Origin of the sequence: Blautia sp. RTP21359st1_E11_RTP21359_211015 (assembly GCF_040910705.1) — a bacterium.
GTDB classification, from domain to species: domain Bacteria; phylum Bacillota; class Clostridia; order Lachnospirales; family Lachnospiraceae; genus Blautia_A; species Blautia_A fusiformis.
Window position 1 is genome coordinate 14333 of the sequence record NZ_JBDGAB010000045.1, and the last position, 16063, is coordinate 30395.

Consider the following 16063-nt stretch of genomic DNA (forward strand, 5'->3'; position numbering starts at 1 on the left):
TCAGCATATTACATATGACAAAAAAAACAGAAAGGAGATAACGCGGAATATGCCGCTAAAAAATACAAAAAATAAGCCAGCGGACTTAAAGGTCTGCTTTTTGGATACAGAATTTAATGCTACTGATTATAACAACCAGAATGATGGATTTCAGGAGATAACAGAAATAGGCGCAGTAATCTTTCAGAACGGAAGGCCAGTTGACCGGTTCACACAGTATTGCAAGATAAAAAAAGGGCATAAGCTCACGAAAAGATGCAAAAAGATAACCGGAATAAAACCGGATGTTTTATCAAAAGAGGGTATCCCATTCAACCAGGCTATGAAAAATCTTAAAGAATTCCTTGATAAGCACGAGATATCAAAGGTTTATACATTTGGACCGGCCGATGCGTTTGAAATGCGCTCAACGGCTAAACTCAACGGTTCAGATGCGGATGTCCTGGATACGATAAAAAGAATCAGCAATGTATATCCAATATTTGCGAAGACCCTGTCTTTACATTACGCTTTCTCTCTATCAGATATCTGCAGAATATGTTACATAGACCATGAAGCAAACGGCAGGGCCCATTCAGCGTTGAATGATGCGGAAGACACCGGTTTTGCGTTTTATAATATGAAAAGAGGCCGAATCAACAAAGAAATCCTGCAAGAAATCAATACCCATAAATATCACGTGAAGATTTATCGTGAGAACAGAAGTGTAAATATGGCAAATATAAAAATGCCATCGGTTGTAACTGATGAATTCATCAGAAATCTGGAAGAGGTGTTTAAAAATGCAGGGCAGACGTTAAATGAGCCAATAGTCAGGGCAATGCATGATGACATGATGCGGATAATCGGCCGGCCAGATTTGGAGACTGGAGAAAGCGGGCTGTAGTGCTACGGCTCACGCACAATAACAAAAATATATAGAAAGGACGAGTAAAAAAAATGAGCAACAAACTATACAGACCAAGGAGAAAAAGAAGAAAAGAAAAATTATCATTGATTGATAAAATTGAAATCGGAGGAATCACGATTGCAGCAGTGGTATTGATTGGGTGGTCCAGCTGGTCAATTGTGGATTCCTTCACCCCGGACCCGGTCATTCCATCCCGTGAGGTATACACGGATGGTGTTTCCAATTATATTGCCGGACTTACATCTGATTCAGACAGCACGGATGCGGAAAGTACAAGCGCGACTGACACAGACAGTTCCGATACAAATATAAAAGACGCTGATTCAGATAAAAAAGAAGAAAAAGACGATGAAACTAACAGCGAAAAAGAAAAGGAGAAGACAGAAACAACAACCGCTGCAGATATGCAGAAGGCAGCAGATGAAGCAGCGAAGAGTCAGGCAGAGACTGCAGCCACACCAAGCCAGGCAGCAGAGGATGCTGACACAACCGCGGCAGCGCCAGCAGAAACTACTCCAACACCAACTTCCTACATTGCCAAAGAGGCTTTAAATATCCGCCGTACACCAGACGAGAAAGCACAAGTCGTTGCTAATTACCAGGCCGGAGAAACTTTAAATGTAACAGAGGACGACTCTACACATGCCGGCTGACTGAAGGTAAGCAAAAACGGAGTTGAAGGCTATGTTGCAGAAGACTTTGTTAATGTCAATTAAAAAAAGTAGAAAGGAAATAAAAAAAATGCAGAAAAAGAAAGTAATGGCTATCTTGCTCTCCACAGCAATCGCCGCTTCAACGTTTATCGGATGCGGAACAGACAAGGCAAAAGATTATAAAGACACAGATACGGTCATGTTTATTGACAAGGATAATAAAATTGATTACGCAACAGCCTGTACATATACACGTATGATGCAGGCAGAAACTTATAGTTACATGCAGTCCATGCTGCGGCGATTTAATTCATCTGCTGTAGATGTGGATATGTGGTCACAGTCTCTGGAAGACACGGATGAAGACAGCAAAAAATACAAAACATACGGAGAACAGTTTAAGGGAAATACTCTTGATTCACTGAAGTCACTGCTTCTGGATAAACTTTACGGCAGCAAAGAATATGAAGTCACCTTCACCGACGATGACAAGAAAGAGTGTGAATCTGTTGCTGATGAGTTTATCGAAAAGATGTCAAAAGATGACCTGAAAGCAATGCACGCAAGCAAAAAGACAATGATGAACGTGCTTGAGCTGATGACTTATGAAGCGAGAGTGAAAAATGCGATTGAGTCAGACGTGGATACCAAAGTCAGCGATGACGAGGCCGGACAGTCAACATTCAGTTATGTAGAAATCAAAAAGAAGGATGCAAAAAAGAAAGAAAAGAAAATCAAATCACTTATCAAAAAAGTTGAAGCAGGTACAGACATCAGTACAGCAGCAAGCGATGCCGGGTTTACAGCACAGAGCGTTACATTCACGACAGCAGACCCGGAATATGATGAGCATGGAAAAGAAATGCTGAAAAAAGCGTCAAAAATGAAAGACGGAGAGTGTGACAGTTATAAAGACGCAAAAGGCAACACTATCATTCTTTATATGCAGAGCGTGAATGACCAGTCCGCCACTGAGACAAAAAAAGACGATATCATCAGCGACAGGAAAGATAAGGCTTATGAAGACAAACTGGATGAATGGAAGGACAAAAAGAAAGTTACAATAAACAAGGATGCCTGGAATTCCATTAAGACGGATAAGAACGAAGTATTCCAGCGGATGGAGACTGAAGAGAATAGCAGCGATAGCGATGACAGCACCGGAACGACTGTTGTCAATAGCAATGATTCTGACACGTCTGTAAGCGTATCATCCTCAGACACTGACAGTGAAGACCCCAATAAGTCCAATTCCGGCGATTCTGGCAACACACAGAAAAAGGATTCAAATAATAACAGTACAGACACAAAAGACACTAAAACAACTAAAACAGAGGAGGAAAAATAATGAAGGTAGGTGAAATGATAGGCCTCAATAGCATTGGTGTGAAATCAGAAATCGATGCTGCAATGGGCCGTATCAAAAAAATCAATGAAGAACTTATGGATATTGACGATACAGCCGCTGACTGTGAATGCGCGTATTTTAGACCGTCAGCAGATGGAGGTCCGGCGGAATGCGAGCTTATGACAAATCTTTATTGCAAAGCCGGAAAGTGCCCGCTGGTGAAATAATGAGAAAAAAGACACCTGAAAGCCTGTAAGTGCTGTTCAGGTGTTTTTTTTCAACTCGCGTTCATTTTTTCAGAGTTTCTGCATATTAGTCTTGGCCGGAAATGCCGGCAGGAGGCAAAACGAAAATGAGTAAAAATATAAAAAATATAAATATGATTGAACTTTCCATGAAATCTGGTAACGAAGGCGTCAAGACTGAGTTATCCATGATGCAGCGAGCTTACGCTCGCTTGCACCAGACGCGGACGGGGTTTTCGACTCCCACGTACGCGTCCAATTACCTTCAGACCGACGGGCAAACAAATTTGGCCGCGGTTTCCCGTCCGTCGATGAAATCTGGTAACAAGTCAGGCTTTGCCTGCGAGTTATCAATGAAATCTGGTAACGAAGGCGTCAAGACTGAGTTATCAGAAGATATCCCGCAGGAATACCGGGATTTAGTTTCTGATATCCTGCAAAACGAAGATTTTTTAAAACTGCGGCTGTACCGTCAGCACAATTGGTCAAACCGTTTGATGCATAGTATCAATGTGTCATATATGTCATGGTATCTAGCCAAGAAATGGCATTGTAACAAAAAGGTGGCGGCAAGAGCAGGTTTATTGCATGATTTTTGTTTGTTCGATTTTCATGAAAAGCCACCAACAGGTGAGCATCAGGCCTTTTTTCATCCAAAGGCGGCAGCAGAGAACAGCATTGAATACTTCCATGTCTCAGAGCGTGAAAGAAGTGCAATATTAACGCATATGTTTCCGCTTGGTCCAATTCCAAAGAATAAGGAGGCATGGATTATCACGCTGGCCGACAAAATCTGTGCTACGGCTGAGTTGTGCAGCATTACTATTGCCCTGGCGAGAAAAGGCCGGGTAAGGATTGCGATAGGTTAAACCTGAATTGGTGAATGGTACAAGCAGGACATGTAAGATGCCGAAGAAGACACAAAAAAAATACACTCACAAATCGTGAGTGCATTTTTTTTGCTTGAACTTTACTTTAATTGAATGGGATATCTTCATCTCCATCAAAGCCAGGCGCTTCCGGTGCGGGCATTGCTGCATCTGGTACTGGATTCTGGGCAGATGACGGTGCGGCCTGCTGTGCTGGCTGAGGATTCTGCGGAACATCAGCATTCGGACGGCTGTCAGCAAAATCTGCTTCTTCTACAACGACCTCTGTAGTGTAGATAGTACGTCCCTCCTGATTTGTATAGGAGCCGGTCTGAATACGGCCGCAGACACAAATCTGACGTCCTTTTGTGATGTATTTCTCAATAAACTCGGCGGTCTTGCCGAATGCTACGCAGTTGATAAAGTCAGCACTTTCTTCACTGTCACGGCGAAATCTTCTGTTCACTGCGAGAGTGAATCTTGCGATAGTAGTTCCGCTTCCTCCAGCTGCTGTTCTAATCTCCGGGTCTCTTGTAAGTCTTCCCATTAAAATTGTTTTGTTCATAATAGATTCTCCTTTTCTTTATTTTATTATTCTTTAATGAACACTTATAATATGCAGAAAAAAATATGTGATAAAAAACCAAAAAAGGTTTTTTAAATTCTTGCAATAATCTGGTTTACATAATCATAAATTATCGGAGCAGTCGCTTTTAAGCCCTCCGGGTCTTCGTGGTTAAGACGGAACGCTTCAGCAAAGTATCCCATTTTATTTACCGTGTTCGCGTCAGCCAGAGAATATTTTTCTTTCAAAGCAGGCATTTCAGTATTATATGACTGCTCGACCTCTGCTGCATCTGACACATAACCGTCATTACCAAAATTTTCTATATCAATGGCATGCCCTAATTCATGATACATTGCTCCTTTTATGGAATCCAGGCTGTCTCTGATATACATAAGCCGCTTCTGTCCATCTGGCCCACTATAATAGTGTGTTAAGCCATTCATAAATGAATTTTCATTACCATTATCTGGTACTAGTCCAGAAGATTTAATTGGGTTATCACATAATGTAATATTGTAATTCTTTAGGATATTTTTGTATTTTTCTTCCATTTGGTTGATGATGTCATAAGTATATCCAACATATCTGGATGAGAGTTCTGTATCGCTATGTAAATTTAATGGAGTTTGGTAAGTGCTTGACAAGTAGCCGCCCCAGACGTATCCCTTATCCGTATGAGCCCATGTTCCGTCGTCATCCAGGATATTTACAGTCTCTCCTTTCTCGTAATATCCGATTGCAGGGCTGCTTTTATCTTTGCTTTCATGGATTTTTAATTTCACGACAGCAAAGCCTGAAACCTTAGGAATATCTGGACGCTTGCCGTCGTCAAGAGATACGATGCCAACAACGGTCGGTAATGGACCTTCTGCATATACATCATTGGCGAATGCCAACGGAACAATTGAAAGTTCGGTCGTGAGGCCAAACAGACACAGATTTAATATTTTTTTTAAATGCATTTTTTCTCCTTTCTGTACTCTACGCTGATTTTTCTGGCAATACGAATATCGCCTTTTATAATATGAAAAAACAAAACAAAAAAGTTCGGATGAAAAGCTCTGTATCCAACGATAAAAAAGTTTAAAAAGTTTTCACAAAACGCGTACCATTTTAATTTTATTTTTCATTTTAAATATGGAGGCGAAAGGAAGAGAAAAAATAGCGGCTTCACACAGTCGTAACAAAAAATTTCTTTTTTTTATTTTATTTGTCATATTGTATATGTAAGACAAGAAACCGACTTTAAGTCAGGTAGAAAAACCGCCTTACACACAATATCACAGCGTGTATATTCACAATCATGACTGCTTTGAGTCATGAAGCAACACTATATAAGGAAGGAGACTAAATGAAAAATACAGCAAGAGTCCTTATAGGGGGAGCCCTTGTTGCTTGCGGATGTGGTTTTTTTCTATACCCGAACTTCAGGGAATGGAATACTCAACGTGAAGTAGAACAAATCATAGAGACATTTGATAAAACATACGACAGGGGACTTAACGAATCAGACAGCGTAACACATGAAAATGATTCCAAAACCACTAAAAAAGCAGACAACAAAAAAGATGAACACGCAAAAGTGACAACAGCGACAGCTACTCCGGCTGAAGGCCAGGACAAAAGCACCGACGAAACTACACAAAACGGCCAGACAAACGGGGATAAAAATAAATCAGCTCAAACAGCCAGACCTTATCAAGCTCTATACGACAAAATGGAATCTTATAACAAAGACCTGATTGATAATGGACAGTATATAGCGGATGCGTGGAGCTACGAACAGCAACCGTTCGATTTGACTGGACTTGGTATAGATTCTGATAATCCGGCAATCGGGTACATAGAGATACCCGATATGAAAATACGGCTTCCACTGCTTCTAGGGGCTTCTACCGAAAATCTTGAGAAAGGTGCAGCCGTAATGTCAAATACCAGCATGCCGATTGGTGGTACTGACACAAACTGCGTGATAGCAGGACATAGAGGATGGGAAGGCAGCGCATATTTTCAATATATAGAGAATATGAAAAAAGGTTCAAGAGTCTACGTAACAAATCCGTGGGAAACCTTGGTTTACAAGTGCGTGGATATTAAAGTAATAAATCCAAATGACGTTGATTCCATTATGATTCAAAAAGGAAAAGATATGGTTACTTTGTTATCATGTCATCCGTACGTTTTAGGAGGAGGACCTTACAGATACGTAGTTTTCTGCGAAAGAGTGGATACGCAGGAACGGAAGGAGACTGATGGAGTCATGAACCCAAAGTCAAGCAACCCGTCATCTACAAGCGAGGAAATTGGTGATACGGATTCAGCAGAGAAAAACACTGCTAGCGCAAGTAACTCTGTAAGTCATACAAACCAAACTGAATCCTCACCAGCAATTGTTCAAAACCAAGAAGGACTTGACCTTCTTGCATTAGAACAAACACTGAGATACATGCTTCCAATTATAGTTATAATGATATCAGCACTTATCGTATTACTGCGAAAGCCGAAATCAAAACATAGCAAAAAGCAAAAAAGCAGGAGGCATAAAAGAAACATAAATAAACAATCTAAAAACAAAAATAAAAGGAGAAAATCAATATGAATAAGATTTACCAGAAATTAAGCATGGCTGCACTCTCAGCAGCAATGGTGGCTGCACCAGCAATCAACGTGTTTGCAGCACCAGAAGATATTATTGACACATCAAAGAAAGCAACCCTTACTATCCATAAGTATGATATTACCGCAGCGCAGGCAGACGGTGTTATTCCGAAAGATAATCCGGAAAAGGCATTTAAGACAGATGGAACAAAAGATGCTGACGCGGAGAAAAAACTGGAAGATTACAAAATCAAAGGCGTGCAGTTTAGCTATCAGAAAGTCGGAGACATCTGTACAGAGACTGTAGCTGGAAAAATTCAGGTAATGTATGTGATTCCGCCTGAACTGCAGACTATCCTGGGACTGACAACAACAAGGGATGATAATAAATACACATCCGATGAAATTAACGACGCCCTGAAGACCGCTCTGGCAGACAATACAGTGACAAAAAACAAACTTGAAGATTACATCAGGGGCGGGCACGGAACAACTTCTATGCCGCTTACTGATGAGGATGGAGTATCCCAGGCAACAAACCTGCCACTTGGACTCTATTTAATCGTAGAGACAGAAGTACCGGCAAACGTACATACAACTGTTGACCCGTTCTTCGTATCTCTGCCAATGACAGACCTGCAGGGAACACACTGGTTCTACGATGTTGATGTATATCCGAAGAACCAGACAAACATCCCTACACTTGACAAACTCGTTCGCCAGCAGGATGATGCTGTTGACCACAACAAGCCGGAATACCTTGATTCCACAACTGTATCAGAGGAGGAGATTGCAAACTATATCATCATCTCAAAGCTCCCACAGATGACAAGTAAAGCAACATATCTGACACAGTATACATTCACCGATAAGATTGATTGTGGCGTAGAGTACCAGAAAAATGCAACAATGTATTTTTACGACAACGAGGCTGATGCAAAAGCAAACAATAAAGAAAATGCAGTATTTACATGGGATGCCGCTTCCGGAAACTTCAAGCAGGACTACACGACTGCTGCCGCAGCTAAAGGAACTTCCACAGCTGTCTTCTCAATGACAGAAAAAGGACTTGCAGCGCTCAATAAACAGAAAGCAGGTGTTCAGTATTCTGAGTATTCCAACCTCTATATGGTAATTTCTTATGATGCAAAGCTTCTGAATTCCGACAACGCAATCCTTGGAGATTCAGGTAACACAAACAATGTTACTCTTGAGTGGAAGAGAACAAACATGGCCGATTTTGACACTCTGAAGGCAAGAGCAAGAATTTACACTTACGGAATTGACCTGAAGAAAACATTTAAATCAGGAGCAAATGCCCAGGCCGGAGACGCAACAAAAGTTAAGTTCTCACTCCGCAACAAGACAGATGACTACTATGTAAATGCCATCCAGAAGACACCTGGTTCTGGTATCTACTATGTAACAGGAAGCGATAATAAGAAAACCGACGAGGCGAACGGTACACAGTTTTCACCAGCAGCGGATGGAACACTTATCATCAATGGACTTGAGGCCGATGAGTATGTTATGACAGAGTTAGAGACATCTCCAGGATATACTCTCCTGAAAGAGCCAATCACAATCAAGATTAACTCTACAAAAGATGATTTCGTACCTTCAAACACAACACTGTACGATACAAAAGATAAGGCTGCAAACCAGGCTGCAGGACATACAGATGTTATTGAAACAAATGTCAACAAAGCATCCGCAACAGTTGATGGAAACAAGACTAACATGAAGGCAGATGGCACATCTACAAATGCAAGAGTTGAGATGGCAGTAACCAATACACCTGGCTTCAAACTTCCTATGACTGGTGGTGCAGGTACTATTGCATTTACAGTCGCAGGATGTACAGTAGCATTCGCGGGAATCGCAGTTGCAACAAAGAAATCCAAAAAGCACGATAATGACGAAAAATAATTTTCGTGAGATGTCAGCTTCTCCACGCTTAAAAGAGAGAGCTTGCTTTGGCGAACGAAAATAAACAGTATTTTAAGCTGGTAGGAAAGACCGGGCGGGAGCCTTATAAGCGCCCGCCCGGTCTTTCTGCCATTCAACGGAGAACGGGGAACCCACGGCCGACCAAAAGTCGTCCGCGGGTCAAACGTTCCGGTTTTAACTTCGCACGCGGGCCTGAATCCCCGTTCGTGCACTGCACTTAGCCTTATCGACGGGCGGGAAACCCGCCCTCGTCTGGTACACGCGAGCATAGCTCGCGGTATCACGGCTTCGCTTGTCAGCCTCTGCGAGGCTTGGTTATATTTATTCTGGTAACGAAGGCGTAAGCCTGAGTTATCACGAGCCGGAACGGCGAGTTATCAATCAAATTGTGAAGGGATTTTTGCCTATGACAGATATGACAGATATGACAGATATGACAGATATGACAGATATGACAGATATGACAGAAAAGAAACATTCTACAAAAAAGGCCAAGAAAAACAAGTTTGATATACGCAAAATGATATTTATTTTCTTAACTATATGTATTTCTCTTGGCCTTATACTATATCCATATATAGCAAACTTTGTCTACGAACATCAGAAAGACGGAATCGTTGAAACCGTAGAAGAGAAAGTACAAACGGGAGATAAAGAAAAATATAAAAAAACAATAGAAAATGCCAAAAAATACAACGAAAATTTGGTAAATGGAGCAATCCAGCTCAAGGACCCTTTCAACGAAGAGAACATAGAGGAAGATGAACAGGAGTACGAATCCCAGCTCAATATGACAGATGACGGGGTCATGGGTATCATAAAAATACCCTGCATTGACGTATCGCTGCCTATTTATCACGGAACAAGCTCAGATATTCTTGAAAAGGGCGTAGGGCATTTACAGGGAACATCGCTGCCAATTGGAGGTAAAAGCACACATTCAGTCCTAACAGGACATTCAGGATTGAGCAGGGCAAAACTATTCACGGATTTGACTGCTATAAAAGAGGGGGATTTGTTTTTTATACATGTGGCAGGAAGGCGATTGGCATATAAGGTAGATGACATATCTGTTGTACTACCGGAAGAAATGTCAAAACTTACGATAGAAAAGGGAAAGGATTACTGTACTCTTGTAACCTGCACACCTTACGGTGTTAATACGCATCGATTGCTCGTCCGGGGCATAAGAATACCGTACACTGAACAAAAAGAAATAGTTGCCAAAGAAGAAACAAGTAACACACATTCGCAATGGATGGAAGAGTATACTAAATCAATAATCATTGCGGCTATTGCCTTTATAACTTTACTGGTTATCCTGATAGTATGGAGACAGATTTCAAGCAATAAGAAACGAAAAAGAAAAAAGAAACGGCGGAAAAAGCGCAAAAAAAAGAGTCCTGAATGATTCAGGGCTCTTAATTTGTTCCTTAATTCTGCGGGTTGTCAATATCGTATTTTCGTGCCAAAAAGAAGGCTGCGGCAACCAGGCATATTTTCATTAAAAGATTAATCACGGGGACTGCCTGAGACAGGACCGTAAAGGCCGCTACACCCCAGGCTGCACGCTTCCAGGTGTACCCTGCACGGATAGCGTTAAAGCCACATACGGTAATCAGCAAGATTGGAATGATATACGATGTAGGCAGAAATAAAACCGCCAATACTCCAGCAATCAGCGCCAACGCTTCAACGTATTTTTCTTCTAATGATAAGTTCTCTTTGCCTCCAAAAATTAAGTTCTTCATGTTTTTTCCTTTCTTTCGTTTGTACAAATCGACAGATTGCTTATGTCAAGGCCATTAAAACAGGCTCTTAAAAAAGTAAATCTATATAAAAAGCACACATATGTATGCTTGTTTACAAAAAAAACAGTTAAACATTTACAAATTTGACATCACCATTCTTGTTTTTTAACTGTACTTAACTTAATATGAACAAAAATATTAGAAACAAAAAAAAGAAAAAAATCAGCATACTGTAGATAGAGCAAAAAAAATATTACTAAAAAATACGGAGGAAGCTAGAAGAAAAAATGGAAAATTACACAACAAATGATTCTAATATTGAAACTATTGATATCTCGGCCGTACATAAAAAAGCACGTAAAATCGATATGAGTTTATTCTTAAAATTATCGGATGAATGCGAGATTATATCAAAAATATATAAAATCACGGAACAGACCCTGACCAGAGCAATAGACCAGATGACAGAAACTATTGGCCTTGGCAGTGTAGACTTTAAACTAGGCAGCAGCCCCAAATTAGTAAATCTCTTAATGTGCAGTCGAGGAAATATCCCGCCGCTTCCGATAACCGGCTCTGATGGCGACTATTCTTATACGATTATTGCAAAGGTAAACAATAACGGCCCGATGCCTGAGATATCGGCGGCTATATACAGAACGGCAAGCAGCGGCCCAATGAATGGATTCTGGGTGTTTGATTTTAAACTAATGGACTGGAGCATTGTAAACTACGCAAATCATCTTGGCTATACGCAGAAGCAGTTTGATATCATACAGAATAAGCCAAATTCGAATGAAGCGTTACTTCTAAAAGTGAGCAGCACTGGCAAAAAAATCATACCTGATTTTGCATTTGAGGAATTATGTGAGAAGAATGAGGAAATTCTCAACTTATATAAAAAAACTGATTTATTTGTAAGTCTCAATTTTGACCAGGAAGGCCAGGAAGCATTTTTAACTCCATTGAAAAGTGATGCAGCGGATGGTCTGAGCGTTACCTTCCATAATGGTTTTTACGAACTAAACGCTGTAGCGCATGAACAGGTAATTGAAACGATTCTAAGGACAGAATCTGAAGACGAGATTTGTTCAATATTGACGGATATGCTGGATAGAAAGTTTTATCCGGATTCAGCAGCCATTGTTCCGTTGTCAGCAAACTCATTGATTGATGTAAGAGAAAATGGAAGCTATGAGTACATAGGAGACAAAGCAACAATGCCCGCTGAGGAAGAACAGTTTTTTCAGAAATACCTGACCTATTATAAAAAGTAAAAAACTATCAGATAGAAAGACGAGGAAACTAATATGAATGAAAATAATATTGAAACTATTGATATGACCGAAATGCAGAAAGGAAGAAACAGCAATAATGAGAAGGATAACGGTGGCTTAAATCTATCTTTCTTTGATGATATGGAAAATACCTTTAACACTTACAGAAAGTTCTGCCAGGAAACACGTGATATGGTGAAAGATGCAGCTAAAAACGCAATTGCCAAGGCAGGTCTTGGGCATATAACCTTTTCTGTGCATAATGCAGACGCTTTCAAAGATAGCATTGTAAATAACAAACTGCGGCTTCGTGGCGTTACGCTGTCTGGAAGAGATGAAACCTATACGTACATCCTGGCTATCGTATCGCGCTACGAAGATGAGGCCGAAGATATCTTCGACCTGGATGATGAAGAAGATTATGACGATTTAGATATCGACGAAGATTTGGACGAAATGTCTGATGAGATTGAATATCCAGACAATGTACAGATTACGCTATTTAAATATGACTCTGTTGATGAGGTGGCGCTTACAAGTTCAAAATATTTTCAGTATGATTTTGAATTTTCAAAATGGATTCCTGTAAACGTAGAGGATATTTCCGGGATTACTGCAAAACAGGAAAGCATCCTAACCGGAAATGACAAAGAATTGAGCCGGGTTCTTTCTGTATGCATTGACGGACTTGGCCCGATGACAAACAAGCAGTTTGAAAACCTACTGGCAGGAAATAAACCAATCATTGACCTTTACAAGCGCACATCGCGTTTTACTGATATAGAACTTTATGACCCGGATACAATCATCTTGATTCCATCAATGCAGTATGAGGGACTGTCCGTATCATATGAAGATGGAACATATCGCTTAAATTCCGTTTTTCTTGGTGAGGTCATTGAAACTGTTGCCAAAATTAAAAACATTGATGATATAGAAAATGTCCTTATTGAAATGGTCGACAAGCAGTTTTACGCCGATACAATTGTCGTGACACCGCTTTCCAGCAAGGCATTTTATGTTATCCGTTCAGATGGAGCATCAGAGTTTTTCTATCCGGCAGATAGAAAAAAGCCGGCTCCGACCGATGAGGAACGCAGGATTATGAATGAATATACGAAATATGTCAACGAATTTTACGCGAGGGAAGTCGCTGGAGGAGAGGAGGAGAGCTAATGGACAAAAAGACCGAAGTGAATCAAAGAGCCACCAAAAAGAATAGAAAAAGAGCTGTTCAGAAGTGGATAATGGCTATTGTAGCAGCCAGCATGGTTGCAAGCATGGTCGCCGGAGTTGTCGCTCCGGCTGTTTCGGCAAAGGCAGAGCCTCAGGCGCCTGCACAGACAGAAACTCCAAAAAAGAAAGGCACACCAGTAGGCACATGGTATGGAAAGATTTTCGGAATGTCAGTTGTGCTGAACCTAAAGGACGGAGGCGCATATTGTATAGACTTTGAGGGACGAAATGAAGAGACCGGAACATGGATAATGGATGGAGACAACGTCATCACAGATAAAGGGGACAACAGTGAAACGACATATATATTTAATGGGGACAGCCTCATCACGAAGGTTAAGGGGGCAAAAATGAAGCTAACAAAAGACGAAGATGTCTACTCCTCAGAATCTGATAAAACGCCAAATAAAAATGCTGATGAATCCGATTTTAACGGAGTTTGGGAAGCAGACTCTGTAAGTATTGGAAAACTTTCCGCTGAACCATCTACATTTGGAATTGCAAGTGCTTTTTTAAACATTAAAAATAAAAAAGTTGATATTTATATTGACAATACTTCATCGAACAATCCAATCCAGGCTGACGAACTGGACGGCTCTTTTGAGAACGGAACGCTAACCTGTGCAATAGAAAATAACGATAAGCCATTTATCCTGGATATGGTTTCCCTTAATGACAAGACTATTATATGTACTTTAAGGACTGATGATTATGAAATGCAGTTAAATATGAAAAAGAGCACGGAAAAAGAACTAAAAAAAGCAAAGAAGATGGCAGCCGCATCCGAGCAGAAGAGTAAGAAAAACGCCGATTCAGGTTCTGAACCAGATACAGACAACTATATCGATTCTGATGGCACCAGCACGGCAAAAACAAAAGATATCAAGCCTGGTACGGCTGGAGCAGCAGCACATACAAATTAATAAAATCTGGTAACGAGCCGGTAACGGCGAGTTATCATATTTATTCTGGTACCGAGTCCGGCAAAGCAGGCGAGGTATCAACGGAGAAAGGGAAATCCCCGGCCGACGAAAAGTCGCCCGCGGGTCAAATGTTTCGGTTTTAGCTTCGCACGTAGGTCAGAATCCCCGTTCGTGCACTGCACTCAGCCTTACGGCTTCGCTTGTCAGCCTCTGCGAGGCTTGGTTACGAGCGCGAAGCGAGAGTTATCAACGGAGAACGGGAAGTTCCCGACCGACAAAAAGCCGTCCGCGGGTCAAATGTTTCGGTTTTAACTTCGCACGTGGGTCAGAATCCCCGTTCGAAGTCTGGTTACGAACCGGAACGGCGAGTTATCAAAAAGAACCAAAAAAAGAAGAAGATACGTAATATGTATCTACTTCTTTTTTTTATGGTTCAATAAATCCTACATATTGTTATCGATAAAATAATTTTTCAAACATGAAAGGAAGAAAAAAAATGAAAAAAATCACAAAAAAAATGGTCACTGTTGTTATCGCTGCTTCTGTTGTTGCACTGTCTCCAGCTCAGACTTTTGCAAAAGACCCAACACCGGAAGAAACCGCTATGGAGTCATATGTATCCAATAGCGTTGTCGGAACATGGTATGGAACATGGGATGAAAGAGAAGCCGTTGTTGAGTTAAAAGATGATGGCGATTATTACATTCGTTTTACAGACGATGCTAAGCCTGGAGATGTTGTATTTACGCAGGGCAAATGGTACGCAGACAATTTATCTGTAAGCTTCCTGGAAGCATTGGATAAGGATGTAGTCACAATGGATTATAACAACGTGACAGAAACCCTGCATAAAGCAGGACCGGATGGAAATGAGGTGTTCTCAAGGGAGAAAAACGATGACTATTCAGAAGAAGTATCTTTTGATGGTATGTGGAAGGTCATTGATATCACCAGCAATCGTTTTCCAGTAGGGACCGATTATGTTGAAAATGTGTTCGTATCTATCATGGGTAATAAAATGGATGTTAATGTTCAGAGGCCGGATGGAAACGAGCTTGAGCTCAAAGACATCACATTAGAGACAGATGCGGACCTTGGCATCGCATCTTATGAAATGCATGACGAACTGCTTGGGTATAGTTCTAGCAAGATTGTTGATGGAACACTTATGTATGTTGCGGATGGCCATGTTGAAATGAGTGTTAAATTAAGCGGAAAGACACTTAGACTGACACTTGAAAAAATTTGATTTTTCAGAGGGGATATAAAATAATCCCCTTTTATTTTTTTTTAACAATGACAAGGGAAGAATGCTCCCACCTCTATAGGTGGTGAGATGAATTCCCTCTTTCTGTTTTCTACAAAGAAATAATCCGCAAAATTTTCTTTTTCTGTAAAAATCCTACATAATATATATGTAAGAAATACAGGAGGCGACAAATATGCCAAGACATAAAAAGACATCTATTAGTTTCATAGAAGCATGCGAAGAACACTATCGCTTACAATACACTGTGGCTAATACCATGCCTGTATGCAGCCTATTTGATGATATAGCCGCTGCACACTTGTGACTTCAGTCGTGAGTTAAGCGGCTTCTTTAATAAATAAAAATATTGCCTGCAACCTTTTAATTCTCTACACAAAAGTGTAGAGAATTTTTTGCATTTTTTCAAAAAAAATTCGGCAGAAAACGTCCCGTTTTTAATTTTTTCAGCATATTAAATATGTAAGA

15 protein-coding genes are annotated in these 16063 nt (G+C 40.7%); 12 read left to right on the forward strand and 3 right to left on the reverse strand.

The genetic code is table 11. From position 1 onward, the window contains the following. The first annotated feature begins 49 nt into the window (after positions 1 to 49). The 5 genes from AB5026_RS14060 (at position 50) to AB5026_RS14080 (ending at position 4025) form a co-directional block, all read left to right on the forward strand. Entirely contained in the window at positions 50 to 886 is an 837-nt protein-coding gene (locus AB5026_RS14060) for a 3'-5' exonuclease (RefSeq protein ID WP_368213562.1), read from the forward strand. Between the two features lie 53 nt (positions 887 to 939). After that, positions 940 to 1563 (forward strand): hypothetical protein, encoded by a 624-nt coding sequence (locus AB5026_RS14065; protein WP_368213563.1) that lies wholly within the window; start codon positions 940 to 942, stop codon positions 1561 to 1563. A gap of 88 nt (positions 1564 to 1651) precedes the next feature. After that, positions 1652 to 2911 carry a hypothetical protein gene (locus AB5026_RS14070; RefSeq protein ID WP_368213564.1) on the forward strand — a complete coding sequence of 420 codons (1260 nt, stop codon included), beginning with the start codon at positions 1652 to 1654 and terminating at the stop codon, positions 2909 to 2911. Further along, a complete protein-coding gene (locus AB5026_RS14075; RefSeq protein WP_173734392.1) occupies positions 2911 to 3138 on the forward strand; it encodes a hypothetical protein in 228 nt (75 codons plus the stop codon). Before AB5026_RS14070 ends, AB5026_RS14075 begins: the two co-directional genes overlap by 1 nt. A 125-nt stretch (positions 3139 to 3263) precedes the next feature. Then, complete coding sequence (locus AB5026_RS14080) at positions 3264 to 4025, forward strand: HD domain-containing protein (protein WP_368213565.1); 762 nt, start codon at positions 3264 to 3266, stop codon at positions 4023 to 4025. 106 nt (positions 4026 to 4131) lie between these two features. Here AB5026_RS14080 and ssb read toward each other — a convergent pair whose 3' ends face one another. Continuing rightward, on the reverse strand, positions 4132 to 4590 hold the full coding sequence (ssb, locus tag AB5026_RS14085; protein WP_195657152.1) for a single-stranded DNA-binding protein: 459 nt from the start codon (positions 4588 to 4590) through the stop codon (positions 4132 to 4134). A gap of 92 nt (positions 4591 to 4682) precedes the next feature. Beyond that, complete coding sequence (locus AB5026_RS14090) at positions 4683 to 5555, reverse strand: hypothetical protein (RefSeq protein ID WP_368213566.1); 873 nt, start codon at positions 5553 to 5555, stop codon at positions 4683 to 4685. Positions 5556 to 5944: 389 nt separating this feature from the next. Here AB5026_RS14090 and AB5026_RS14095 point away from each other — a divergent pair, with 389 nt between their 5' ends. The 3 genes from AB5026_RS14095 (at position 5945) to AB5026_RS14105 (ending at position 10552) form a co-directional block, all read left to right on the forward strand. Further along, entirely contained in the window at positions 5945 to 7192 is a 1248-nt protein-coding gene (locus AB5026_RS14095) for a class C sortase (protein WP_368213568.1), read from the forward strand. After that, positions 7189 to 9120 carry a SpaH/EbpB family LPXTG-anchored major pilin gene (locus tag AB5026_RS14100; protein ID WP_110103403.1) on the forward strand — a complete coding sequence of 644 codons (1932 nt, stop codon included), beginning with the start codon at positions 7189 to 7191 and terminating at the stop codon, positions 9118 to 9120. The genes AB5026_RS14095 and AB5026_RS14100 overlap by 4 nt, the downstream gene beginning before the upstream one ends. 427 nt (positions 9121 to 9547) lie before the next feature. Further along, positions 9548 to 10552, forward strand: a complete 1005-nt coding sequence (locus AB5026_RS14105) for a class C sortase (RefSeq protein WP_368213570.1) — start codon at positions 9548 to 9550, stop codon at positions 10550 to 10552. A gap of 22 nt (positions 10553 to 10574) precedes the next feature. Here AB5026_RS14105 and AB5026_RS14110 read toward each other — a convergent pair whose 3' ends face one another. Next, entirely contained in the window at positions 10575 to 10892 is a 318-nt protein-coding gene (locus AB5026_RS14110) for a hypothetical protein (RefSeq protein WP_368213571.1), read from the reverse strand. Positions 10893 to 11179: 287 nt separating this feature from the next. Here AB5026_RS14110 and AB5026_RS14115 point away from each other — a divergent pair, with 287 nt between their 5' ends. The 4 genes from AB5026_RS14115 (at position 11180) to AB5026_RS14130 (ending at position 15577) form a co-directional block, all read left to right on the forward strand. Continuing rightward, the gene (locus tag AB5026_RS14115; protein ID WP_368213572.1) at positions 11180 to 12169 is read left to right on the forward strand and encodes a hypothetical protein; all 990 of its coding nucleotides are present in this window, start codon (positions 11180 to 11182) and stop codon (positions 12167 to 12169) included. Between the two features lie 33 nt (positions 12170 to 12202). Next, positions 12203 to 13345: a hypothetical protein gene (locus AB5026_RS14120; RefSeq protein WP_173734398.1), complete on the forward strand. Its 1143-nt coding sequence runs from the start codon at positions 12203 to 12205 to the stop codon at positions 13343 to 13345. Further along, positions 13345 to 14328, forward strand: coding sequence for a hypothetical protein (locus AB5026_RS14125; RefSeq protein WP_173734399.1), 984 nt, complete (start codon positions 13345 to 13347; stop codon positions 14326 to 14328). Before AB5026_RS14120 ends, AB5026_RS14125 begins: the two co-directional genes overlap by 1 nt. Before the next feature lie 496 nt (positions 14329 to 14824). Beyond that, complete coding sequence (locus AB5026_RS14130) at positions 14825 to 15577, forward strand: hypothetical protein (RefSeq protein ID WP_368213574.1); 753 nt, start codon at positions 14825 to 14827, stop codon at positions 15575 to 15577. Positions 15578 to 16063: the final 486 nt, after the last annotated feature.

Bases quoted from the DNA above. Each gene is read 5' to 3' on its own strand.
- AB5026_RS14060 (WP_368213562.1), top strand. From the start codon at position 50: ATGCCGCTAAAAAATACAAAAAATAAGCCAGCGGACTTAAAGGTCTGC.
- AB5026_RS14065 (WP_368213563.1), top strand. From the start codon at position 940: ATGAGCAACAAACTATACAGACCAAGGAGAAAAAGAAGAAAAGAAAAA.
- AB5026_RS14070 (WP_368213564.1), top strand. From the start codon at position 1,652: ATGCAGAAAAAGAAAGTAATGGCTATCTTGCTCTCCACAGCAATCGCC.
- AB5026_RS14075 (WP_173734392.1), top strand. From the start codon at position 2,911: ATGAAGGTAGGTGAAATGATAGGCCTCAATAGCATTGGTGTGAAATCA.
- AB5026_RS14080 (WP_368213565.1), top strand. From the start codon at position 3,264: ATGAGTAAAAATATAAAAAATATAAATATGATTGAACTTTCCATGAAA.
- ssb (WP_195657152.1), bottom strand. From the start codon at position 4,590: ATGAACAAAACAATTTTAATGGGAAGACTTACAAGAGACCCGGAGATT.
- AB5026_RS14090 (WP_368213566.1), bottom strand. From the start codon at position 5,555: ATGCATTTAAAAAAAATATTAAATCTGTGTCTGTTTGGCCTCACGACC.
- AB5026_RS14095 (WP_368213568.1), top strand. From the start codon at position 5,945: ATGAAAAATACAGCAAGAGTCCTTATAGGGGGAGCCCTTGTTGCTTGC.
- AB5026_RS14100 (WP_110103403.1), top strand. From the start codon at position 7,189: ATGAATAAGATTTACCAGAAATTAAGCATGGCTGCACTCTCAGCAGCA.
- AB5026_RS14105 (WP_368213570.1), top strand. From the start codon at position 9,548: ATGACAGATATGACAGATATGACAGATATGACAGATATGACAGATATG.
- AB5026_RS14110 (WP_368213571.1), bottom strand. From the start codon at position 10,892: ATGAAGAACTTAATTTTTGGAGGCAAAGAGAACTTATCATTAGAAGAA.
- AB5026_RS14115 (WP_368213572.1), top strand. From the start codon at position 11,180: ATGGAAAATTACACAACAAATGATTCTAATATTGAAACTATTGATATC.
- AB5026_RS14120 (WP_173734398.1), top strand. From the start codon at position 12,203: ATGAATGAAAATAATATTGAAACTATTGATATGACCGAAATGCAGAAA.
- AB5026_RS14125 (WP_173734399.1), top strand. From the start codon at position 13,345: ATGGACAAAAAGACCGAAGTGAATCAAAGAGCCACCAAAAAGAATAGA.
- AB5026_RS14130 (WP_368213574.1), top strand. From the start codon at position 14,825: ATGAAAAAAATCACAAAAAAAATGGTCACTGTTGTTATCGCTGCTTCT.